The organism is Geomonas oryzisoli (genome assembly GCF_018986915.1).
GTDB lineage: Bacteria > Desulfobacterota > Desulfuromonadia > Geobacterales > Geobacteraceae > Geomonas > Geomonas oryzisoli.
The window spans coordinates 303740-328199 of the sequence record NZ_CP076723.1 but is presented as its reverse complement, the minus strand read 5'-3'; the positions used below and the strand labels follow the sequence as shown (position 1 = coordinate 328199).

The 24460-nt window shown below is 67.7% G+C and carries 11 protein-coding genes; 7 read left to right on the top strand and 4 right to left on the bottom strand.

Annotated elements, in window-relative coordinates; all coding sequences use genetic code 11:
- Positions 1-27: 27 nt before the first annotated feature.
- The 4 genes from KP004_RS01430 to KP004_RS01415 form a co-directional block, all read right to left on the bottom strand.
- Positions 28-8346, bottom strand: coding sequence for a CHAT domain-containing protein (locus KP004_RS01430; RefSeq protein ID WP_216800620.1), 8319 nt, complete (start codon positions 8344-8346; stop codon positions 28-30).
- Positions 8331-8921, bottom strand: coding sequence for a DUF1318 domain-containing protein (locus tag KP004_RS01425; RefSeq protein ID WP_239026896.1), 591 nt, complete (start codon positions 8919-8921; stop codon positions 8331-8333). The genes KP004_RS01430 and KP004_RS01425 overlap by 16 nt, the downstream gene beginning before the upstream one ends.
- Before the next feature lie 178 nt (positions 8922-9099).
- Positions 9100-12717, bottom strand: a complete 3618-nt coding sequence (locus KP004_RS01420; RefSeq protein ID WP_216800618.1) for an AsmA family protein — start codon at positions 12715-12717, stop codon at positions 9100-9102.
- Between the two features lie 86 nt (positions 12718-12803).
- A complete protein-coding gene (locus tag KP004_RS01415) occupies positions 12804-13187 on the bottom strand; it encodes a cytochrome c3 family protein (protein WP_239026895.1) in 384 nt (127 codons plus the stop codon).
- A gap of 532 nt (positions 13188-13719) precedes the next feature.
- On the opposite strand from KP004_RS01415, the gene KP004_RS01410 reads away from it, so the two are divergent.
- The 7 genes from KP004_RS01410 to KP004_RS01380 all read left to right on the top strand — a co-directional run bounded on the left by KP004_RS01410 (position 13720) and on the right by KP004_RS01380 (position 24423).
- On the top strand, positions 13720-14337 hold the full coding sequence (locus KP004_RS01410) for a TetR/AcrR family transcriptional regulator (protein WP_216800616.1): 618 nt from the start codon (positions 13720-13722) through the stop codon (positions 14335-14337).
- Entirely contained in the window at positions 14327-15829 is a 1503-nt protein-coding gene (locus tag KP004_RS01405; RefSeq protein WP_216800615.1) for an ABC1 kinase family protein, read from the top strand. Before KP004_RS01410 ends, KP004_RS01405 begins: the two co-directional genes overlap by 11 nt.
- A 63-nt stretch (positions 15830-15892) precedes the next feature.
- Entirely contained in the window at positions 15893-16615 is a 723-nt protein-coding gene (locus tag KP004_RS01400; RefSeq protein ID WP_239026894.1) for an ABC transporter ATP-binding protein, read from the top strand.
- Entirely contained in the window at positions 16612-19164 is a 2553-nt protein-coding gene (locus KP004_RS01395; RefSeq protein ID WP_216800614.1) for an ABC transporter permease, read from the top strand. The genes KP004_RS01400 and KP004_RS01395 overlap by 4 nt, the downstream gene beginning before the upstream one ends.
- 153 nt (positions 19165-19317) lie before the next feature.
- Positions 19318-20124 carry an outer membrane lipoprotein-sorting protein gene (locus KP004_RS01390; RefSeq protein ID WP_216800613.1) on the top strand — a complete coding sequence of 269 codons (807 nt, stop codon included), beginning with the start codon at positions 19318-19320 and terminating at the stop codon, positions 20122-20124.
- Positions 20121-21353, top strand: a complete 1233-nt coding sequence (locus tag KP004_RS01385) for a hypothetical protein (protein ID WP_216800612.1) — start codon at positions 20121-20123, stop codon at positions 21351-21353. Before KP004_RS01390 ends, KP004_RS01385 begins: the two co-directional genes overlap by 4 nt.
- 487 nt (positions 21354-21840) lie before the next feature.
- Positions 21841-24423: a sigma 54-interacting transcriptional regulator gene (locus tag KP004_RS01380; RefSeq protein ID WP_216800611.1), complete on the top strand. Its 2583-nt coding sequence runs from the start codon at positions 21841-21843 to the stop codon at positions 24421-24423.
- Positions 24424-24460 lie beyond the last annotated feature (37 nt).

The following is a 24460-nucleotide window of genomic DNA, read 5'->3' as shown; positions in this document are numbered from 1 at the left end:
GGAGCGGATCCGGCCGGGTTGTGTTCTTTACTTGTAATCTCCGGTCAGTACGAACGCCCCCCAATAGCCCGGGTGCGGGTAACGGTTTCTCACGTGCAGCATGGCCAGTCTGAGCGCCTGCGCCTTGTCGCTGCGGCTGTAGTCCCGGTAGAACTGCTTCATCAGTATCGCGCTGGAGACGTCGGAAACGCGCCACAGGCTGGAAACCAGGGCGTGGGTCCCGGCGAAGAGGAAGGCGCGGTTCATGCCGATCACGTCGTCGCCGCTCTTCACGTCGCCCAGGCCGGTCTGGCAGGCAGAAAGCACCACGAGGTCCGCCTTGATGTCCAGCCCGAACACCTCTTCCGCCTGAAGACGGCCGTCGTTCTTGCTGTCCTTTGCCAGCCGGATCGAGGAGAAGAGCGGGTTCACCGTGTCGAACTCCCCGTGCGAGGCGAGATGAATGATACCGAACTTGGCGATGTTCTCACGCACCCAGCTCTCGGTGGCGCGCTCCCGGGTCAGGGTGGTCACGTCGCTGTAGTTCCAGCGCAGCGTCCCGGCCTCCTTCTCGGCGAAGGGGAGATCGAGTGCGGCGTTGCCCAGGTCCGGGTTGCCGATGGCGAGGATGCGCAGGTTCTTCTCGGCCTGGCGCCGCGCCAGGGTGTGGCGGTACACCGAGGCGGCCGGGAGGTGGAACAGGGTGTGCCGGTCCACCAGGTAGTCGCGGCCGTCGTAGAGCGTGGCGAAGGAGAGGTAGTGCAGGCTGCCGTGGGGCACGATGCCGACGGTCTGCCCCTCGGGGACCCCGGCCAGGGGTTCCGCAAGGAGGAGCCGGTACAGTTCCCGGGAGTTCTGCTCCAGGGGCTCCAGGTTCTGCAGCATGCGCCGGTAGGTGGCGATCTTTTCGGCGACCTCGCGCGCGGAGGCCTTGAGGACGAAGAGCCGCGAGCCCTGCCGCTCCAGGCGCCAGCACAGGAGCCGGTCCGGGAGCTGGTAGTAGGACAACAGACTTACCCCCGGCTCCAGCAGGGACTCCACCTCGGCCACGGTGACCGGCGCCACCTTGACCAGCGCCAGGAGCTCGGGCCGACGCCTTTCGATGTCGAGCAGGAGGTCCTGGTAGTCGGCGCGCAGCTTGTCCAGGGCAGCCGCGTACATGGCGCGTTCGGCGGGGGTCCCCGCCTGCTGCGCCAGCTGCTCCTGTTCCTGGATCTGTTCGCGCAGCCGGTTCTGACGGTCGTAGAGGTCCTGATCGCCGCCCCCGGCGAGGGAGAGGCGCTGCCGCCCCAGGATGTCGATCAGGTTCCTGGCGCGGGAGCGCTCGGCCACGGCGAAGGCCTCGTCGTGACGCCCGAGGTCGACGAGGAGCCCCACCAGCCCCTGGTAGACGTCCATCTTGTCCGCCAGGAAGCCGTCCTTCAGCTGGTCCAGCTTGATCTCGGCGCGCAGCCCCTCGACCGTGTCCAGCGCCTGCCGGTAGGAGGCAACGGCGCCGTCGCGGTCACCACCTTGTTCCTTGAGCCGCGCGAGACCGAGCAGGGCGCGCCAGCGCACCTCCCTGAGCAGCATCGCGTCGGCCAGTTCCAGCGCTTTCCGGTAGCTTTGCGCCGCCGGTCCGCCCATGTTGCTGCGAGCCCGGGCATCCCCCAGCGCCAGGTGGATCTTGGCCTGGTTCACCTTGTCGCCGATGGCGTCGGCAAGTCCCGCCGCCTCGTCGAGCAGTTTCAGCGCGCCGGCGGGGTCCCCCATCTTGAGTCGGGTCTGGCCGAGGTTCCTGAGATCGTAGGCGATGGCCCAGCGCGAGCCGAGGGCCCGGTCGATGGCGAGCGCCTGCCCGAGACTCTCCAGCGCCCCCTGGTAGTCGCCCGACTCGCGGCGCACCAGGCCGATGTTGTTCAGCGTGGTGGCGCTCTCGTCGCGGCGCACCTCGAGCTTGCCGGCCAGCTCCAGCGCCTGCTTCAGCTCGACGAGCGCCCGCCTGTTGTCGCCCAGCGTCCACCAGATCAGGCCGCCGGTGTTCTTGGCCATCACCTGCTCCAGCGCCCAGTTCTCCTTGAGCGCCGCCTTTTCCACCTGCTCGCGCAGGTCGAAGGCCTCCTGGTAGCGCCCCTGGAACCAGGCGTTGTTCCCCTGCTCCAGCACGATCCTCATGCGGGTCTTCAGTTCGGTGACGCCCACCTTGGCCAGCGCCTCGCGATAAAGGGCATCGGCGGCGGGGAAGTTCCCCATAAGGCGCTGGCAGCGGCCGCGCTCCAGGATCGTCTCGGCCTCCAGGGCAGGATTGCCGTTCTTGGCGTAGATTTCCTGGGCCTTGCGATAGTAGTTTTCCGCGACGGCGAACTGGTTCAGGCGCAGGTCGAAGATGCGCCCGAGGTTGCGGTACTGGTCGGCCAAGTTCAGCTCGTCCTTCAACTGGGCGCGCAGCCCCGCCGACTCCTCGAAGAGCGAGCGCGCCGCGGAGTAATCGACCGCGTTCTCCATGACCACGCCGAAGTCGGAGAGGGCGGCGGCCTGGTCCTTGGCGAGCCCCAGGTCGGCGAAGATGGAAACCCCTTCCTTGAGCGCGGCGGTCGCCTCCTTGAAGTGCTCCAGGCGCCCCTGCAACAGCCCCAGCCGCAGCAGCGCGTCGGCGTGTTCGGCGGAGTACGGTTTCTCCTTGGCCAGCCGCTGCACCAGGCTGTCGGCATGGCTCACGGCGCGCTCGGTGAAGCCGGCGCCGAAGGCGCTCTCGCGGGCGTGGCGATGCAGTGCGGCGCGGTTCTTGGCGAGTTCCGGCGTCGCCTCGGCGACCACCAGCGCGTTGTCGAAGAGGGCCAGCGCCTGGGCGTAGCGCCCGTCGTTGTGTGCCTGCACCGCATTTTTCACGTAGTCGTTGAAGAGCTTCTTGGCCAGCGTGGCGCTCTCCCGCGCGTCGCCCCCCCAGTCGCCGATCAACAGCCACCCCCCCGGAAGCTCCCGCCGCGCCTGGGCGAGGGACCGGTCGGCGTAGCTCTTCACGAAGGGGGCAAGGTCGGCGGGGCGATCGGACAGGAGAAGGCTCGGCACCCCGACCAGGGTGGCCAGCTGCCCGAGGTACCAGGCCTGTCCCGTCCCCCCCTTGGCAGCCAGGATGAGCGACACCGAGTCGCCATCGGCAAGCTGCACGAGGTCGCGACGGACGCCACCGGCATCCTCCCACGCGGCGCTCAGCGTTCCCCCGTCACCAGGGCGATTCGGCACCGCAGGGAGAAGCCCCGCTGCGGCAGGAAGCGCCAGGGTGTGGGCATCGGGGAGACGGCCCGGCAGCGCGTCGGCGGGGAGCTTCACAAACGGCGCCAAAGAGGGCCACAACCCCGCCGGGTCCAGCACCTGGGTCCGCAGCGGGCGGCGCTGCGCCACGCTTTTAAGGAGCTGGCTCGCGCTCACCCCCCAACTGAGGACGTTGGCGGAGGCGAACTGTTCGGGCCTTTCGTAGATGACGACGCGGGCGGGGTCGTTCAGCTTAGCCGCGACCGCCTCGCGCGGCAGCGTTTCCGCCTTGATGCCGTCCTTGCCGTCGAAAGCGAACACGAGGAAGCGGTCACCGGGAAGGGCCACCAGGCGCAGCACGGGGCGTCCGGCAAGCCGCTCCATGACATCGATCGCCTCGGCCGGCTGCGGCGTCAGCGCCTGGCAGAGCTTCGCACCTTTGCCGGAAGAGCACCCCTTGCGGAAGGGGGGAAGAAGCGCGGCGAAGCGGTCTCGCTCGGCAGGCGTACCCGGGAGTGCCGCCGCCGAGGCGGCCAAGCGGAGCGCGCCGGGACCGGCAACGGCGTACAAGGGGGGAAGGAGTTCCAGCTTCTTGCCGAGCATGCCGTCCAGGACCGTCTGTTCCTGCTGCGCGCGCAGCTTCAGATAGGCGGCGTCCTCCGGTGCGGCCTTCCCGAGCGCGGCGGTGACGCGGTCCAGTTCGGACAAATGCGGGGCGGCCTTAGCCAGGAGCTCAAGGGTGGCGTGGTCGTCGACGCCGAGGAGGCTCCTGCCCAGGATCTGCACCCGCTCCAACTCGGAGAGGCGCTCCACCAGTGCGAAGCCCTGCTCCGGATCCTTGGCGGCGAGCGCCTCGATGCGCGGCGCAAAGCGCTCGGCGAGTTCCCCGAGGCGCAGGTCGTATTCCGTGGGGGGGAGCCGGTCCAGAACTTTCAAGGCGGCATCGTAGTCTCCCAGCGCCGCCTGTGCGCGCCAGGCCATGGCGCCGCTGTCGGCGGCACGCGCCTCGGCAAGTGCCGTGGTGTAACCCGCCCGGGCCGCGTCGGACAGTCCCAACGAAGCGAGCGCCGCCGCGCGGTTCAGGCGCGCCGCCAGGCGCGCGTGCACTTCTCCCCCTCCCCTTGCGGGAGGGGGTTGGGGGTGGGGTAAGGTGCCACGTGGCGAGTCCTTGCCCATGGCGAGGTCACCCACCCCCCTGCCCCCTCCCGTCAAGGGAGGGGGAGTCGAGGCGAGCACCCGGTCCCAGGCGGCAATCGCCTTGAACACCAGCGCCTGCCGGCTGCCGTCGTCGGGACGCCCGGAGGCGAGCCGCGCCAGGATGGCGCCGACGTCGTTGCCGTAGCGGGCCACGGCATCCGGGGGAAGGGCGTCGCGATAGGAGTCGGCCAGGGCCGAGCAGCCCCCCTGCGACGCCAGAAACTCCGCCACCTCTCCCGGCGCGGCATCCCCGGGGAGCAGCATGCCCCAGTTGACCAGGTTCAGCATGGAGCCCACGGCGTTGCCGTTTTTGAGCGCGATGGCGGTTGCGTTCCTGAACCCTGCGGCCGCGGCGGCACGGTCACCGCGGGCGTAGGCGAGCTGGGCGGCGCGGTGGCTCAAGAGCCCCACCCCGAAGAGGTCCCCCTCGGCCAGCTTGTCCACCCGCTCCGGGTAACGCCCGAGCAGCTCCCGGAACAGCTTCTCCGCCGTGGCGTTGTCGCCGAGGTCGGCGGCGATGCGCGCGAGGTAGCTCTGGGCCAGACGCCTTTCCTGCTCCGCCGAGAAACCATAGGCGGCCTCGGTGGCGCCCCCCTTGTTGAGGGCGACGTTGGCGGCCACGTTGATCAGCCCGCCTCCGCGCTTGGGTGTGCTCTTCTTCTCGGGGGGATACTGGTCCAGAAGCGCCAGCACCTCGGTGAACCCGTCCCGGGACAGCAACAGGAGCCTCTGCCGTTCCGCCCCGGAGGCGGTCTCGGCCTGCCGGTAGGCGGCGATGCTCGCGGAGCGGCGGTTGGCGGCCAGATTGGCGTGACGCCCGAGCGCCCGGTTCAGCCGGTAGGCCTGGTCGAAATGGGCCAGGGCCGGCTGGAAGCGTTCTGCGTCGAAATTGGCGAGGCCGAGCCGGTCGTGCAGTTGCGCGCCGGTCTCCACCAGGCGCGGCACGTTGTCCAGCTCGCGCTCCACTGCCGCGGCCATCGCGTTCAGCTCCAGGAGGTACTTCTCGCCCTGAGGCACTCCGGTGCAGGCCTCGGCGGCAAGCTTGCGCTGCCGCGCCAAAAGCCCCCTGAGGGCGGTCTCGAACTTCTGCCAACCCGCGGCCGGAGGCGCCTCCACCCGGTCCGCGCCGAGCAGTTCCAGCTCCGCGTTGATCGACTGCTGCCCGGCAAGCCACTTCTCCTGCTGCGGCGAAAGCTTCTGCCCCGCGAAGAGCCGCTCGTTGACCCGGCGGGTCAGGCGGCCGAACTGCTCCAGGGCACGCGCCGGTTCCAGGCGCGACTCAGCCAGCTTGAGGGCCCGGCCGTAGCCGTCGATGGCGGCCTGTTTCTCCCCCACCTGGAAGGCGACCGCGCCGTAGCGCTGCTCGAAGAGGAGTTCGGTGTCGACGTTGTCGAAGGGGGCCTTGGCGGCGAGGCGCTGGCTGTAGAAGTTCCATGCCGTGGCGTTGCGCCCCAGCAGATAGGCGATGTTGCCGATGTTGAGCGAGAGGTTGGCGCTGTTCTCCGGGTTTTCCTGGGGACGGTTCAGGAGTTTGGCGCGACGGTACAGGTTCAGTGCCCGCTCCAGCCCACCCTGCTCGCCGTGCACCGTTTCCAATACTTCCGCGATGTAGCCGCGGGTCTGGAAGGGGTACTCGGAGCCGGGCAGACGCTCGGCGGCGCGCGCGATCAGGCGATCCCCCTCCTGGAGGGATCCCTTCCCCGGGAGGTAGGTGTAGCAGAGCCCGGCCCCGTAGAGGAGTACCGGATCGTCCGGGTAGGATTGCAGCATCTTTTTGTACAGCGCCAGGAGCTCCGGGGCCTGCCCCTGGGCGGCTACCGACTTGATATAGCCGCGGTGCGCCTCGAGGCTCTTCCCCTCGTAGCGGATCAGGTCCAGGAACGCGGCGCGGGCGGCGGAGACCTCGCCCAGACGGTACAGGCTCTCGCCGGCGGCGAGGCTCTTTCTCAGGTAGGCGGCCCGGGCCAACTGGTACAGGGGCGCGTCCTCGGGGTGCTCACCCATCTCCTTTTCATAGAGCGCCGTCGCCTCGCCGTAGCGCTCCTCGCGGTAGAGGATCTCGGCCAGCGCGAAGCGGGCCGCGGCGGTCGGGGTGGCGACGGGAGGGAACTGCTCCAGCACGGTGCGGTAGGCGTCCTTGGCGCGTACCCAGTCCCCCCCGCGGTAGGCGAGGTCGCCGACCCGGTTCCAGGCCCCCATGGCCAGACGCGGCAGGGTGGAGCGGTACTGCTCGGCCAGGGCGGCCAGGCGCTCCCGCGCGTCGGCGTTCTTCGCGGTCAACTGGTCCAGGATCTCGGCTATGGCCGCCTCGGCCCACTGTTCCTGCCGGTCGTATTTCCTGGCCACCTCGACCAGGGCCGCGACCGATCCCTCCCCCCCCTCGATGCGGGAGAGAAGCCGCGCGCGGCGGTACGCCGCCTCGGCCAGGATGTCCTGAGCGGCGGCGGTTTCGGCGAGCGCCTTCTCGAACCGGGCGATGGCGGCCAGTTGATCCTCCGCGCCCGAGCCGTACTCGGCCTGGAGTCTGGCGCCGTCGACGAGAGCGCGCGCGGTCGCGTCGCTCCCCTTCCCCTTTGCCGCCCGCAGCATCTCTTCCTGCGCCTCGGCGATCACCGTTGTGCGGCGTCCGGCGACGACCACCTCTTCGCAACGGCTCTCCGCCTCCAGTCGCACCCGGGCGATGGCGGCCAGCGAGGATTCCGGGAAGGCGGCATAACGAACGGCGGCCTCGGCGTAGCGTTCCTGGGCCTGGCTGCGCTCGCCGGCCTGTTCCATGAGCCCGGCGAGGGCCAGCGAGGCGAGTGCACCTTCCCGTGTCGGGGCCTCCTCCCGCGCCAGCACGCGCAGGCAGGCGAGCCGTGCCGTGGCCGGGTCAGCAGGCTGGCGCTCCAGGATCACCCGGGCCACCTGCCATTGGGCGGCGGGATCTGCCTGGTCCGGGACTTCCCCCGAAGCCGGGAGCGACAGGACCTGCCCACCCGCCGCGGCACCCGCGACGAAGAGCACCCGGTCGCCGGCCGGGACAGGGGCCGCGGTGGAAAGAAGGCCGGAGGTAAGCGGGAAGGCGGCGGGGAAGCCGTGGCTTCCCTGGCGCTTGAGCTGCAGCCGGAACACGGCTCCCCCCTCGGGACCGTTGGCCGCATCCCCGGCCGGGGGAGCGAAGCGGGTGAAGAGGAGGGTCTCGCCATCCTGCCAGACCGGGTAGAGGTCGCGCTCCGCGCCGGTGGTGAGCTGGGTCAGGCGTCCCCCGTTTTCCCAGAGCCAGAGGTCGCCGCCGGGATCCTTGTCGCGGGAGACGAAGGCGATCCGGTTGCCGTCGGGGGAGACGGACGCGAAGGCCGCGTCGATCCCGATGGGGAGGGCGTCCCCCTTGCCGGTGGCAAGCTCCAGGCGTACCAGGTCGCGCCGGTCGGCACCGGGGAGCTGGCGCTGGTAATAGAGGGCGCTGCCGTCGGGGGCGAAGTTCGGGGCGTCTTCGCCGGCATCGTTGCCGGTCAGCCGGCGCGGCTCGGCGCCCGGGCCGGCCAGGTCGATGAGCCAGATATCCCCCTTCAGGTCGTCGCGCTCGTCGGCATAGGCGAGCTTGGTACCCGCCGCGTTGAAGGCGGGAGCGGAGATGCGCACCGGGCTTTTGGACAAAAGGCGCGGCAGTTCAGCGACGTTTCCGGCGGGATGCAGCCAGAGCTCGTAGCCCGCATCCCCCTTTTCCACGGTCGCGATCCACCTGCCGTCCCGGGAGCGCGTCGCGTAGAGCACGGACTGCGGGGTGTAGACCGCCGGCGTCGGGGCGACCTCGGGGCGCGAGCGCGGGGCCGGGCGCGGCGCGGCCGGAGCCAGCAGTTCCTCCCCGAGCGGCACCGCACCGGCGCCCGTGGGGAGGAGTGCGGCGAGGGCCAGCAGCAGGGTTATCTTCGCGGCGGCGTTCATCGGGTTACCCATTTCCCGTCATCCTCCTGCACCTTGGTGCCGGGGGCGCTGTTCTGGCGGTTCACCCTGGCGAAGACCTTGCGGATGGCGGGGAGGTCCTTGGCGGTGAAGTTCTCGTTGGTCTGCACCACCCTGAGCATCAGGATTTCGCGGGAGCGGTTCACCTCGCTCACCACCTGGCGGAATTCCCCTTCTCCGAAGCGGCCCGCAAAAGCCTTCAGGTCGGCCGGGGCCTTTTCCGGGACCTCGCGGTTGAAGCTGGTCAGGGTTCCCTCCAGGTTTTCCCCCACCCACCCGAGCCGTTTCAGGGTCTCGACGTCATCGGCGTGGAAGGCGATGTTTTCCAGTGCCTGTGCGGCCTCCTGCTGTTCCGGCGAGTGTTTGGGCGGCGTTTCCACCTTACCCGTCGGCGATACCCCGCGCACCGACGCCACCAGGAGCACGTCCTCGGACAGCGCGTTGTAGGTTCCCAGCACCTGGTTTTCCAGCGAAGTCCGTTCGCTCACCACATTGACGTCGACCTTGGCGAGCGTGCAGCCGGAAGTCAATGCCAGCAGCAGGGCGAGGGCGGCAGCGGGAATTGACAATTGACAATGGACAATTGACAACGGGTTCAGTGCGCAACGTACAACAGTGAACGCAGCACGCCCCTTGGCTTCAATCGATAAAGACGTCGAACGTTGAACGTTGAACATTGAACGGGTCCTAAGTTTTAAGGTCGTAAGGTTTAACGTAGAACGTAGAACATAGAACGTAGAACAGGTTCTAGTTGTGGGCATTGCTCCTCCTTTTCAGGGACGGCTTACCTTTTTCGTCGATCACCAGCGTGTCGGAACGGACCAGGTCCAGGAGCGTCCTGGACGAGGCGATGGAGACCAGCAGCCGCTTCAGCTCGTTCTGGATGGGAAGCTCGGAGAGACGCAGACGCTCGATCCTCGGGATGGCGACATCGATCCCCTTCACCGTCAGCTCTCCCTCGCAGTCGAGGGCGCCGTCGACGGCATTTACCCGCAGCCCCTTCAGGTCGGCACTTTGCAGCGATTTACGCTGCGCCACGATTTTCTCGTTGCGCTGGTACGGGTCCAGCGCGAAGAGGGCACGGTCCAGGATGCGCGAGCTGAAACGGCGCAGGTTGAGATTCAGACGCATTCCCTCCAGCAGCGCCCGCTGTTCGGTCGCCAGCGGCGCGGAAAGGCTCAGTTCGCCGGTCAATTCCCCTTCCCCTCCGGGACGCTGCCCCCCCGCCGCAGGAAAGAGAAGCACCGGGTCCAGCTTCGAAAAATAGCAGTAGGTGGACAGCACCGGAACCTCCCGGGAGAGATCGATCATGCCACGCGCCCGCACCGTCCCCCCACCCACCTCGGCCTGTAAGAAGCTCACCCCCAGGACCTCGGGCTCGAGCAGGAGATCCGCCTCCAGGGCGCTGGCGTCTATGGGGACGGCACCGGACGTGAAGGAGGCCTTGCGGACGCCGATCTTGCGCGGCCCGCCCATGAGCCCCCGCAGGTCCTCGTAGATGCGCGCCGACAGGTCCGAATTGGGCGCACCCAGCGGTGCCACCGGCGCCGGCCGCACCAGCCCCGCCGAGAGCGGCACCCAATCCTCCCCTTTCCCCTGCGATTGCGCCAGCGCGTAGCTGCGATCCAGCACGAGATCCGCCCGGATGCCGCTCGCCGCGACCCCCTTGCCGTCGGCCACTCCGAAGTCGCGGCACTTGCTGTAGCCCCGCACCCTGAGCTCCCGTGCGGCGGTGAGGTCGACGCGCGCGCCCGCTGAGACGTTCCCCGCCAGCTGCCACCCCGCCAGCACCTTCTTCGCCTCGGCCGGGAAGTTCCCTTCCAGGTGGGCGAACATGGTGGCGTCCAGGCGCCGCAAGAGCGTAGCCGCGTCGAGCTTCCCCCCCCGGTCCTCGAGGAGGGCATCGATGCGGCCAACGGTGAGGTCCGCGACCTGGGACAGCCCCAGCGATGCGACCTTCAATTCTTCGGTGAGGCGGAGCTCCTTCCACCCCGCCAGTTCACCCAGCAGGGTGATCGTCCCGGACTGCAGGGGCAGCGTCCCCGCCGTGCCGGAGAGACCGGAGAGCGACGCGAAGCGGAAACCGCCGTCCACGGCAAGCGGTTTGCCGGGATGCGGCAGTGCCAGACGCAGTTGCGGCGCCGTGGTGAGCCCCTGCACCCGGTAGGTGCCCTGGGCCGCCGGGACACGCAGGTCCAGATCGTTCAGGGTGAGCGACAGGTCGGCGCGCTCCAGCAACGCGAGACTTCCCTTCGCCTTGCGCAGCGGGTTCTCCTCCTTGGGGAGCTGGGCTACCGGCAGCGGTGCCGCGACGTCCCAGGAGGTGGCGGCGAGGCCCGCGGCATCGAACCCGGCAGGAAGGAACGAACGCGCCACCGGCATGAGTCGGCGCAGGTCGACGCGCAGACTCCCCTTGCTGGCGGCGAGCTGCCGTCCCTGCCCGGTAAGCGCCGCTTCGGCATCGAGCGCCAGCGCATCCGACGCCGCGAGCGAGCAGGTGGCGCGCTGCACGGTGGGGCTCCCCTGTCCCTTGGGGGGGAGATGCACCCCCTCCGCGGTGAGGCGCGCGTTGAACGGTTGCAGCGTCACGTCTTTACCCTGCTGGTGCGCCTGCACGGAACGGGCGGAAAGCTGCAGCGCCGGGAGAGCCAGGTCGAGGGCTCCGCCGGAAAAGGCGCGTGCCTTCAGCTCCAGTTCCTCCCGCAACTGCTCCAGGGCCAGCTCGCTCCCCACGCCGACCCGCTCCAACTCCAGCTTCTGTCGAGCGTCGACCAGGGCCCGTTTCCCCTTCAGATCGATTTCGGTGAGGATGAGGCTCACCCCCCCCTTCATGCCGTCGATCCGCACCGGTTTCTTGCCGGCCAGGTCCACACGGCGCCCGGCCCAGGAGAGGTCGGCGGCGACCCGCACCGGCTTCATCTTTTTCAGGGGGATCACCCCACGGTCCAGCGAGAGGACCATTCCCTCTCCCTGCAATGGCCCGCCTGCCAGCGCAAGTTGCAGTCGCGGCAGCTCCACCCCGAGGTTCTGGATCTGCACCGTTCCGTCGTTCCCCGGCCCCTGGAGCTGCGCCTGCAACCGCGCCAGCGACACAGTCCCCTCAAGCTCCCGGACCGGAAGGTTTTTCGGCAGAAATGGCGCCGCCACCTGCCGGGCGCGCCCCAGTTCCAGGCGCAGCGGCCCCAGCTCCGCCTTGACGCTGCGCGACTTATCGGTGGGGCGATCAACCAGGGCATGCCATGAAGCAGCGACCAGCCCGGGACTCACCAGGCTCCCCTCGTCGAAAGAGACCTGCCGGCGCTGGTGGTTGCTGACCAGCTTCTGGCGCAGGTGCAGGTCCAGGGGCGCGAGCCCTCCCTTTTTGCCGGGGATGCGGCTCACCGCCAGCCGGTCGCCGTCCAGGGCAAGCGCCAGCCGCAGGTCCCCGGCCCGGTCGGTCTGCGCTTTCAGATCGAGCGCCAGCTTCCCGCCAAGGTCAGGGAGGGGCTTCTTCGCAAAGGGTGCCGCGAGGCGGACCAACTCGGGGAGGGAAAGGGCCAGATTTGCCTTGAGTCCCTCGGGGCGGGTCACCCCGCCGCCGGCACTGAACACAAGTCCCGGAAGAGCCGCCCGGGCTGCCAGGGACGCTGCCGCCGGTTTGATGCGATAGGCCGCGGTGACCAGGTCGGCAACCTCGGCGCTCACGCTCACGGGGTGCGGTGTCCCCTCGTCCAGCGCGATCTTCCCGGAAACGGAGGTACGGATCGGGAGCCGACTCAGGGAAGGAACGGCGAGCCCGAAGGTGAAATCGCTCAGGAGCACGTCGCGCTTGGAGACGGGGTCGGCGTAATGGATCTTCATGGGCGCTGCGTCCATCGAAAGGCGCAGGTCGAGCGGCAGCGGCCATTCCATGGACTGGAACTTCTGCACCCCTTCAGCGATGCGGGTGAGGGGATCCTGCACCGGCTTTGCCTCGGGGGGCTTGGGAGGGCCGGGGACGATCTCGGCTTCCAGCTTCCTGACCTTGAGGTCGACGCTCACGCACCAGCGCCCGGTCGCCTTGTCGCGGGACAGGCCCGGCTCGAGTTTCAGGTGTTGCAGGGAAGCGTGCAGAAGCGGCGGCGGCCCGTCCCCCAGGACCAACCCGGTGAGTGCGATGCCGTCGGACCAGGAGACGTCAAGGTCGGACCAGGAAACCGGTTTTTTCAGGGCCTTGGAGATCCCCAGCCGCAGCAGGGACTGCGCCGGGTCGGTGGAGAGGAGCGCGGGCAGGAACGCCACCAACAGCACCAGCAGAAGGAGGGCGGAGAACGCCAGAGTGCAGCCGACGAAGATGACGCGTCTGACACGAAGGGTACTGATGTAGGCAAGGAGGCGACGGAGCATCAGTCAATGTCCCAGGGGCTGCGGAGGAAATTCGCGAAGAGTTTTTGTTACCATCTCCGCCGTCTAAAGTCAAACCGGATCACCCCTCAGGAGCCGGATCTCAGGTACCTGTGGCAGATATAGCACAGCTCGTCGCCATCCCTGATCAGGTGCGGCGCCGGCCGGGTCAGGTTGTGACAGGACAGGCAGGTGATTTTCCCGTCCTCCAGAACGCAGCCCGCCGCCAGGATGTCCGCGACGGGGGCAAACTCCCTTGTTGTGGCGGAAGGCGGGTACCTGCGCTGTACCGGGTGCTCGTTGGTATAGAGGCAGTGATCGTGGAGACAGACTGAAACGGGCCGGATGGAGTCTTCGGAGTGGCAGGCCAAGCATTCGGCCATGGTAAGGATGTGATTGGCGCTGGTCTGATGGTAGATGTTGGCCTCTCCCATCTCGAAGAGGAGCATGCCACCCAAGGCAATAGCGATCATAGCTTGCAGCCTTAAATGCACCTTCCCTGACTCGGCCATAAGTCACCTATGTATGAGGGGACATCAAGCTCCGTATCTTCTTGTTTTTAAGTATCTTGCAACATCCAGCGGCACGTTTCAGGTTCACTCACAAAGCATAGCACAGCGGCTATGACAGACAACGAAGGCGCAATTATATTCGGCTCATTGGCTCACCCCATCCCGCTGTCTCCTTCCGTGCAAAGGGGACAGGCTCCGCAGGTGCCTGTCCCCCTTTTACCCCTGTCCCCCTTTTGCCCTGTCCCCCTTTTCGCCAACGGTCCCCCTTCCCCTTGCGGGAGGGGGTTAGGGGGTGGGGGAAGGTGCCATCATTGCCGTACTCTTACGGCTTCACCCACCCCCCGCCCCCCTCCCGTCAAGGGAGGGGGAGGACGCGAGGAGCAGCCGCCCCGGGAGTTTGCAACTGCGCCTTTGTGAACATGCTCATTTTTGCATTGACTGCCGCCGCGCTTCTGCTATAGTGAGCGCGTTCATTTTCCAGGGAGAGCAATCGATGCGTATCAGCGAGCAGGCAAAACAGCTGTGCCGGGCCCGGATCCTTGAAAAGGCCGCCGAGCTCTTCGCCGCGCGCGGCTTCGACCAGACCACCACCCGGGACATCGCGCTCGCCGTCGGCGTCGCCGCCGGTACCATGTTCAACTACTTTCCCAGCAAGGAGACCATGGCGATGACCATGGTGAACGAGGCACTGGCGCAGGGACGGGAAGAATTCCTGACCCGGCTGGACGGCGGCGAATCGCTGGAGGAGGAACTGTTCCTGCTGATCGGCACCGAACTGCGCCGCCTGCGCCCCCTGCGCCCCTTCCTGGGGCCGGTGCTGGAGCGCTCCTTGAGCCCTTTCCCGCGCAAGAGCGTCTGCCCCGAAGGGGAGACGGCGCGCCAGGAACACCTGGAGTGCGTGCGGCAGATCATGCTGCGCCACGGCTTCGTCACTACCCCCGAAGACGTCGCCGGCACCATCTACTGGTCCCTCTACCTCGGCATCCTCGCCTCCTGGACCGGCGACCAATCCGACAACCAGGAGTCCTCCCGGGCCCTCATCGATTACGCCATCCGCACCTTCGTGCAGATGATCTCCGGCGCGCACAGGGGAGGCGACCATGTCCGCTGAGACCACGCGCAAGAGAGGAATCGAGGCACGGGCAGCGCTGCTCGACCTGATGCCTCGCCAGGAAGAGGCGGCACGCAGGCGTCTGGCCGAGCTGGTGGAGAACGTCGCCGCCAAACGTCCCCCCACCACCTCCTTCTCCCGGTTCTGGATCCTCGGGTCGCTGCAGGCCAAGGTCACCTGCGCCTACCTCGCCTACTGGCTGCGCAGCCGCTGGGCCGATGCCGAGGAGCGGGAGCGGCTCAAAAGCGAGACCCACCTGAAAGCCGCGCTCGAGCTTCTGGGCACCATGGGCTACCTGCGCGGTGCGGTCATGAAGCTCGGGCAGATGCTGGCCACCTTCCCGGACGCCCTCCCCGACGAGTTCGCCCGCCTCTTACCGGCGCTTCATTTCGAGGCTCCCCCCATGCACTACGCCATGGTGCGCGAGGTCTTCCTGGACGAGTTCGGCAAGGAGCCCCATGAACTGTTCGCGAGCTTTGGGAAGGAGGCCTTCGCCGCCGCTTCGCTGGGTCAGGTGCACCGTGCCCGGCTGCACACCGGTGAACTGGTTGCGGTGAAGATCCAGTATCCCGGCATCGCCCGCACCATCGAGTCCGATCTGAAGAACCTGCGCCTGCTCATGCAGCCGATGCGGCTGGGGGAGGACTGGGGCAACGTCGTGGCCAAGCTGGCCGAGGTGGAACGGGTGCTCCTTGCCGAGACCGACTACCTGGCCGAGGCAAGCTTCGCCCAGACCGTGCGCGACTCCTTCACCCCCGGCGAGGGGATCGTCATCCCCCGCGTCTACCACGACTATTCCACGCGCCGGGTCCTGACCACAGAACACCTCGAAGGGGTGCATCTGGAGGAGTTCCTCGACAGCGCGCCGTCCCAGGAAATGCGCGACCGCTATACCTACCTGATGACCGTCGCCACCATGCGCATGCTGTACCGCACCCACTGGCTCCTCGCCGACCCCAATCCCGGCAACTACATCTTCATGCCCGACGGGCGGCTGGGACTGGTCGACTTCGGCTGCACCCGGCAGTTGAGCGAGGAAGAGTGGCAGATGCAGGTCGAGGTGGAAGATGCGCTGCTGCGCCGGGACGAGGAGGAGATGGAGCGCCTGGTCGTCAAGGCATCCCTCTACGATTCGGCTGAGCAGATGGGACGGGAACGGCTGGAGTTGATCGGCAGGGTGATCCGCTGGCAACTGGAGCCGTGGCTCAGCGACGGGATCTTCGATTTCGGCGATGAGGATTTCTTCCGGCGTGGCATGGATGCCATGATCGAGGTGACCCGCAAGGGGTTCATGCGCGGCATGCCGGTGCACATCTGGACCACCCGCTTCATCCTGGGGGCGCGGGGCGTCGTCTATCGGCTCAAGGGGCGCTGCGATTTCCAGGAGATTTATCGGCGGGAGAGCGGGAGGGGCGGCGAAGAGAGCACGATGACATCCCGAAATGAAGCGTCCCCTCCCCCGGAGGGGGAGGGCCAGGGAGGGGGAAGGTAGCGGCCTTTTCAAGCAGGCTTCCAACGAGTCCCCCCCTCCCAACCTCAGGGGGAGGAGCTGCCTGTGAACATAATTTTCCTCAAGGAGGAACCAACCGTGCTGCAACTTAGAGACGTGGTGAAATCATACGACGGCAAATCGACGGTCACGGCCCTCGCCGGCATTACCCTTTCCATCGCCGCCGGAGAGATGGTGGCCATCATGGGGCCGTCGGGCTCGGGCAAGTCGACGCTGCTGAACCTGATGGGGGGGCTGGACGTGCCCAGTTCCGGCCAGGTGCTGGTGGCGGGGACCGACCTGGCCCGGCAAGGCGAGAAGGAGCGGTCCCTGTTCCGGCGCGCCCACGTTTCCTACATCTTCCAGGCCTACCACCTGATGCCCACGCTGCGGGTCAGGCAGAACGTGGCGCTGCCGCTGCGGCTTGCCGGGATCCCCGCCAAGGAGGCTGAGGCCCGCGTGGAGCGGGTGCTGGCCGAGGTGGGACTGGAACACCGCGCCGACCACCTCCCCGACGAGCTCTCCGGGGGCGAGCGCCAGCGCGTCGCCATCGCACGCGCCCTGGTCACCGACGCGCCGCTGCTTCTGGCCGACGAACCGACCGGCAACCTCGACAGCGCCCGCGGCAAGGAGATCCTTGCCCTGCTCCGCTCCATCCACGGCCGGCGCGGCACCACCATCGTCATGGTGACCCATGACCGCGAGGCAGCCTCCGCCTGCGACCGCCTCATTCGTCTCAGGGACGGCCTGGTCGAGGACGACGGTGCCGCACCGGGAGGTGACAGATGAGGTTCCTGCTGCGGCACCTCTCCCTCTCCTACGCCCGGCGCCACCTGGCCAAGACCATCCTCACCCTCTTGGGGGTGGTGGTCGGCGTCACCACCTTCAGCTCCATCAAAACGGCGCAGGACGCACTGGTAGTCGGCATCGGCTCGACGGTGGACCGCGTCGCCGGCAAGGCGCAGCTCCAGGTGACCATGGAGGGGGGCGTCCCGGAAGCGCTGCAGGAGCGGCTCAGGAACATGCCCGGCATCAGGGCTACCTCCCCGGTCATCGAGCAGATCGTGGTCCCGGAAAAGGGGGAACTGGGGAGCCTGATGGTGATCGGCGTCGATCTGCTGGGGGACCGGGAGATGCGCGACTACGGCTTCGAAGGTGACGACGCCGACCTCGACGACCCGCTGCTCTTCCTGGCCCAGCCCGACTCCGCCCTCTTCACCCGCGAGTTCGCCAAGCGCGCCGGGCTTACTACCGGCACCTCGCTTGCCGTCAAGGTCCCCAGCGGCGTCAGAAAGGTGACCGCGCGCGGCCTGATGAGCCCCAAGGGCTTCGCCCAGGCCTTCGGCGGCAACCTGATGGTGGTGGACGTCTATGCCGCGCAGGAACTCTTCGGCCGCGGGCGGCGCTTCGACCGCATCGACGTGCGGCTTCAGGACGGCGTCACGGTCGCCCAGGGGACCGAGATGCTGCAAAAGGCGCTCGGCCCGGCCTACCGCGTGGAGACCCCAGCCAGGCGCGGCGAACAGATGGAGCGGCTGGTGGCCAACTTCACCGCCGGGTTCAACGTCTCCAGCGCCTTCGCCCTCTCCATCGGCATCTTCCTCATCTTCAACGCCTTCAACGTGTCGGTGAACCGTCGTCGCCGCGACATCGGCACGCTGCGCGCCCTCGGCGCCACGCCGCGCCAGGTGCAGGTCCTGTTCCTGGCCGAAGCCCTCATCATCGGCCTCCTCGGCGGCGCGCTCGGCTGCCTGGCCGGCACCGCCTTCTCGCAGGCGCTCCTGGTGAGCATGGGGCAGAGCACCGAGATGGTGTACGGCATCTCCGGCTCGGGCGTCGTGCACCTCACCCCGGCCATCGTGCTGCAGTCCATGCTGCTCGGCTTGGTCGCCTCGCTGGTGGGGGCCTGGGGACCGGCCCTCTCCGCCTCGCGCATCTCCCCTACCGAGGCCTTCGCCAAAGGATCCTTCCAGGCCAAGGTGCAGCGTCGGGTGGCGTCGCGCATCGCCGCCGGGGCCGCCCTGGTGGCCGGCGCAGTGGGGCTCGCGCTCAGCAACGTGGTCAAGGGGAACGGCCTGGTACTGTCGGTGCTCCTTTTGGGCGGCATCGGCCTCGTGCTCCTGATCGGCCCGCTCTCCCGCGCCGTCCTGGTCGCACTCGGCCCGCTGCTCACCCGCCTTTTCCCCTCCGCCGGGCCGCTCTCGTCGGATTCGCTCCTGGGCAATCCGCGCCGCAGTGCCGGCACCATCATGGCCATGGCCCTTTCCCTCACCTTCGTGCTGGGGCTGGGGGGGTACATGGGTTCCACCCGGCTCACCATCGTACGCTGGATGGACGACATCCTCACCTGCGATCTCTTCGTGCGCGCCTCTGCCAACTTCTCGCGTCCCGACTTCCTCTACCCCGGCGCGGTGAAAGGCGAGATCCTGGCGCTCCCCGGCGTGCGCACAGTGGAGAGCTACCGCGCCATCAGGCCGCAGTTTCACGGCAGGCAGATCCTGGTCGGCTCGGTGGAGATGGACACCCTCATGCAGCGGGTGCGCTACGACTTCGCCCAGGGCAATCGCGATGCCATGCGGGAGGGACTCATAAACAAGGAGATGTGCGCCGTCACCGAGAATTTCCACGACCGCTTCGGCCTCAGCGTGGGCGACAAGGTGCCGCTCAACACGCCGGGCGGCATGGTGGAGTTTCCCATCGCCGCCGTCATCCGCGACTACTCCTCCGACCAGGGGGCCGTGTTCCTGGACCGCAAGGTCTTTCTCAGGCACTGGCAGGACGACCGGGTCGACATCTACGACGTCTCGGTGACGCCGGGGACGGACCCCGGCAGGGTGCGCGATGCCATCCGCGCCAAGCTCTCCGGCCGCTATCCCGCGCTCATCTCCACCCAGCGCGAGTTCAAGGACGAGATCGGCAAGGCCATCGACGCCTTCTACGCCGTCATGCGCATCACCGTGTTGCTGGCGCTCGGGGTCGCCTTCCTCGGCATCGTCACCTCGCTGCTCATCTCGGTGGCCGAGCGCACCCGGGAAATCGGGATCCTGAAGGCGCTTGGGGCACTCCCCGGGCAGATCGCGAGGAGCGTGGTGCTGGAGGCACTGGTGCTCGCCCTGGTGGGGCTCATGCTCGCGCTTCCCGCGGGCAACCTGTTCGCATCGTTCATGGAGGGGCCGGTAGCCAAGGCATTCACCGGGTGGGCCATGCCGCACCACTACCCGTGGGAGGTGCTGGGGCAGCTCTTGGTCGCCCTTCCCGTGGTGTCTTTCCTGGCCGCAGGGATCCCCGCCCGACAAGCGGCCGGGGTCAAGGTGACCGAGGCGATAGAGTACGAGTAGAGTACGTCGTCCAACAGGGCCCCCTCCCCCGGAGGGGGAGGGACGGGGAGGGGGAAAGTCGCGCTGTGCCCCCCCTCCCAACCTCCCCCTCCAGGGAGAGGAGCTAGTGGACACCGCACGAAGGTTTTCATCCAAACAAGGAGGTTTTGCACCATGACCCGCAAAGGTTTCAAATCGCTTCTTTTGTTGCTCGCAGCCGCCCTTCTCCTGCCGCTTTGCGCCGCCCCGGCCCTCGCCGCGCTGGATGCCCGCGCGCTCCTGAAGGAATCCGAGAGCCGGCACCGCACCAAGACCCAGCAGTACTCAGGCGACCTCACCGTGGTCAACAAGGAGGGGAAGGTCCGCAAGAAGGGGTGGAACAGCTATCGCCAGGGGTACGCGGGCGACTCGAAGAACCTGATCCGCTTCACCGATCCTCCCGAGGTGAAGGGGGTCGGCTTTCTCTCCCTGCCGCGGCCGGGCTCGGACAACCCGGACCAGTGGCTCTACCTCCCCTCCATGAAACGGGAGCGGCGCATCGCTCCGCAGGACCGCGACGCCTCCTTCGTGGGCACCGACTTCAACTACGAGGACATGGAGGAGTTCGACCACGAGAAGTACAAGGTCGCACTGCAGGGCGAGGAAACGCTGGACGGCCAGCCCTGCTGGGTCATCACCGCCATCCCGCTGGAGAAAGGGGGCAAGTCCATCTACCAGAAGCGGATCCTCTACCTGAGAAAGGACATCCTCTACCTGGTGCGCGAGGACCTGATCAGGAAGGGTGACAAGGAGCCGGCCAAGCGCCTGATCCTCTCGGACATCAAGAACGTCGAGGGGCACTACGTCGCCGCGCGCATGGAGATGACCGACCTGAAGAAGGGAAGCCACACCACGGTGACCTTGAAGCAGATCTCCTTCAACCGTCCCCAGCCCGCCAGCCGCTTCACGTTGCAGAACCTGACCCGCGAGGGGGGCGATTGATAACCCGGCTCCTAATCCTTTTCCTGCTCCTCCTCCCCTGCTCCGCGCTGGCCGAAGGGTTCTCAGGCTACGCGGAGCTGAAGGGGTTTGCCTACGGTGAGCGCTTCTCCGGCGAACCGTACGGCGCCGGCTGGGGCACGCTCTACAACAAGTGGGAGCAGCGCCTCGCCGAGAGCCAGTTCACCGCCTCCCTGCGCGCCGAATGGCTCACCGCGCCGCAGACGACCCCCCTGGTTTTCGACCCCGCCGACCGAAAGCTCCGCCGGCCGCCTATCTCGGTCCCGGAGCTCTGGCTGCGCGTCCCGCTCGCCCCGTCGCACGACCTGGAGCTCGGGCGCTTCCAGCTCGGCTGGGGCAAGACCGACGGCTACTCCCCCGCCGACGCCTTCCTCCCCCGCGACGTCACCGATCCCTTTGCCGATGAGAAGCTGCCGCTGTGGGCCATCCGCCTGAGCGGACAGGAAGAGAACCTGCGTTACCAGGCGGTGCTGGTGCCGGTGACCACACCCTGGCGCCTCCCCCCCCTGGGCAGCCGCAACGCGCCCATCGCGTCGGGCGCCCTTCCGGAAGGGACCCGATTCTACGAGAAGGATGATCAACCGCCGCTTCCCGGCTTCGCCGCCTTGCGCCTCCTGGCGACCCACGGCGACTGGGACCTCGGCGTCTGGGCACGAAGCGGCGTGCGTCCCGCCCCCATTCTCGAGTTCTCCCTTGACCCTGCGCTGCAGACCGGTCCGGTCCCGGTGATCTCGGTCGGACGGCGCTACCCGCGCGAGCACGGCGTCGGCGTCGAGGTGTCGCGGGTGGCCGGGCCCTACGTCCTGCGCGGCGAGGTGGCCGCCCTCTTCTCGGCGGACCGGGAACTGGGCGACGCCCTGATCGGCACCTTGAGCGTCGAGCGCGGCTTCGGCGACGGCACGCTCCTGATCACCCTGGCCGGCAACGCCATCGATCCGCCGGTCGATCCGACCCTCCTCTTCGACCGCGGCCTGCTCCCCGCACTCATCGTCGCCTGGAACCAGACCGAGGAGTGGGGCGTCTGGAAACTGGTTTGGGACTGCGGCCTCACGCGTGGCGACGGCCTCTTGAAGGGTGAGGTCGGCTACAACGTCACCGACACCTGGAAGGTCACCGTCGGCGGCGATCTCCCCTACGGCTCCGACAAGGGCCCCTTGGGCGCGCTGCACGGCGCGCGCCGCCTGGTGGCGGCATTACGCCGCAGTTGGTGACGCCGGCGCCATCGGACACTCCCCCTCCCCTTGCGGCAGGTCCATCCGGGAATTCCGAGGCGCTTTGCCGTAGCTGGCCACAAGGTTGCACAAGCATCACAGTCCCCCCCTTTGCGAAGGGGGGATAGGGGGGATTTGATTTTGCCTCTGTTTGGCCCTTCCGCAAAAGTTTCAATAGAATAGCCAGCTTCACCACACCAACGGCGTGAAACCAAGGCAAATCCCCCCCGTCCCCCCTTCGCAAGGGGGGGAGCTCTGGTTCACGTGCACCACTTCGTAGGTCACACTTTCCGCGCCCCCGAAATTCCCGGATGAACCTTGCGGGAGGGGGAGAGTGGATCGACGTATACGCGCCCGCAACCCTTTGCGCGGTATACGTTTTAGACACTGCCCCGCCTTTTACGCTACCATCGTAACCCTCTTCGGCAGCCCGCCCCGGGCCAAGCGCCACCGCACCGGGTAACCTCCTGCCGAAGCCGGGAGAACGATGGCTTCAATCAGTTCCGAGACCATTTCGGGCATCCGCCTTTTCAGCGGCCTCAACGAAAACGACCTGCAGCGCATCGCGCAGCGCCTGGAGCTGCGCGACTTCGCCGCGGGCGACGTCATCCTGGCCAGGCACGAGCCGGCACAGGAGCTCTACGTGATCCTCTCCGGGAGGATCCGGGTGGAGCTTTTGGACCGCTCCGGGCAGATCCTCAACCTCACCGAGCTCGGCATCGGCAACGTGATCGGCGAGCGCGCCATCCTCACCGACGAGATGCGCTCCGCCGACGTGCGCGCGATCACCGAGGTTCAGGCCGCCCGTCTCACCCGGGAACACTTCGAGGAACTGCTGGAGGCCATGCCCCTGCTCTATGCCAACCTGAGCCGCATCCTTGCGGCGCAGCTGGGGAGCTGGGCGCACCGCCACCAGCGCGAGGAGAGCGAGCACCGCGAGGTGATCACCAACATCATCGGCTGGCAGCTCCTTCCCGAATTCGGTGAGTTCCCCGGCACCTCCCCCTGGGTGCGCCTCTTGAACCAGCGACTGCAGCACCTGGCCGACACCAGGAGCCACGTCCTCATCCTCGGCGAACCTGGAACCTGGAAGGACCTCGCCGCCCGCCTGATCCATTTCCACAGCACCGGGGACCGTCCGGTCCTCTTTCTCGACTGCGCCTCTCCTCCCCCGGTCATGGGCGAGGAATGCTCCGCCAGCGACTCCGCCCAGCAGAACTCGCTCCTGTTGGGCCTCGCCCAGGAGGCGGCCCTGTTCGGCCACGCCCCCGAGGGGGCCATGTACGCCCGTCGGGTCAGGCGCGGCATGATCGAGCTCGCCGCAGGCGGCGACATCATCTTGAGGAACATCGACTGCCTCTCCGCCGCCGTGCAGGAGGAACTGGTCGATTTCATGGAGAGCGGCCATTTCACCCGTCGCGGCGAGACCAAGCTCAGAAGCGCGCAGGTGCGCATCATCGCCACCAGCGGTAAGCCCCTGCAGCCGCTGGTGGACAGCGGCAAGTTCCACGCGGTGCTGTTCAAGAAGCTCTCCGGTGAGACCCTGGAGCTCGTGCCGCTCAGGGAGCGCAAAAAGGACATCCCGGTCATAGCCCGGAGCCTTTTGAAGTCGCTGAACGCCAAGCACCACAAAGAGGTGCGCCGCCTCTCCCAGGACGCCCTGAACCGGCTGGTGGACCACGACTGGCCCCTGAACGCGAGCGAACTGTACCAGGTCGTCTCCCGCGCGGTGGTGGTCTGCAACGACGACGAGATCCAGCCCGAGCACATCTCGCTGCAGGGGCACCCCTTCGGTGACGGGCGTTTCAACCTGCTCACCCTCCCCGCCGTGGAGAACCTGGCCAGGAACCCGCGCTTCCCGCGCCTGTTGCGCTGGCTCACCGTGCCGCTCTTTCTCGGCGTCACGCTCTACACCTTGTTCGGCCCGCGCCAGCACAACGCCGCCAACCTCATCGCGTGGACCATCGGGTGGCCGGCGCTTCTGGTCACCGCCTTCCTCTTCGCCCGCGGCTGGTGCAGCTTCTGTCCCATGGAGGCGATCGGGGAGTACCTGGGGGTTTCCAGCCGCGTGGTGCGCGACCCCGCCCCCTGGCTGCGCCGCTGGGGACCGTCGCTCTCTTTCGTGGCACTGGTGGCGATTCTTCTTCTGGAGCAGGCGACCGGCATGTTCAGCTACGCCGGTGCTACCGGGGTGCTCCTTTCCGGGATCCTCTGCGCCACCGTCAGCGCCGACCTGGTGATCGGCCGCCGGGGGTGGTGCAAGTTCCTGTGTCCCCTGGGGCGGATCGTAAGCCTGGTGTCGCGCATCTCGCCGCTGGAGATGCACAGTAACCACAACGTCTGCCTGAGCCGTTGCCGCGTCGACGACTGCATCAAGGAGAAGGGGTGCCCGATGGGGCTGCACCCTTCCGGCGTCGACAGCTCCGATCATTGCGTGCTCTGCCTTAACTGCGTCCGGAGCTGTCCGCACCGCTCCATGCAACTCGACCTGAGAAACCCCACCTGGGGCGGTTTCAACCGGGCCCGGCGCGGCTTCCGCGAAGCGCTCTTCAGCACCACTTTGATCGGCGTGGTAATCGCCGCCAAAGGTACGCCGCTGCTGGCGGGCCGCCCTCCCGAGATCTTCACGCGCACCCTCTGGAGCGTCAACGATTACCTGCTGGCCCTGGCCATCGTGGCGGGCTTCACCGTCCTCGCCGGCCTCGCCTCGGCCACGGTGCGCGGCACCGGCTGGCGCTCGGTCTTCACCACCAGCGGTCTGGCCTACCTGCCGCTGGCGGTGGCCGGCCTGTTCATGATCTTCTTCCGGGCGCTGGTGGAGGGGGGCGCCGGAATCGTGCCGCTCCTGGTGGACGCGCTGCGCCTCGGCAACCTCCTGGACGCGGCGGCGCTGACCCCGGAACTGGGAACGCTGCGCCTGCTCATCTACCCTCTGCTGCTGCTCGCCGCCCTCTTCTCCTGGGTCATCCTGGGCAAACTGCAGCGCCAGGACGGCCTCCCCCCCCGGGCGCTGATCGGGCACCGCCTGCTCCTCCTGGCGGCCGCGGTCATCTTCATGGCTATCCTGTAGAGTCATATTGTGAGATAATTGGATCAGCAGTTCCATC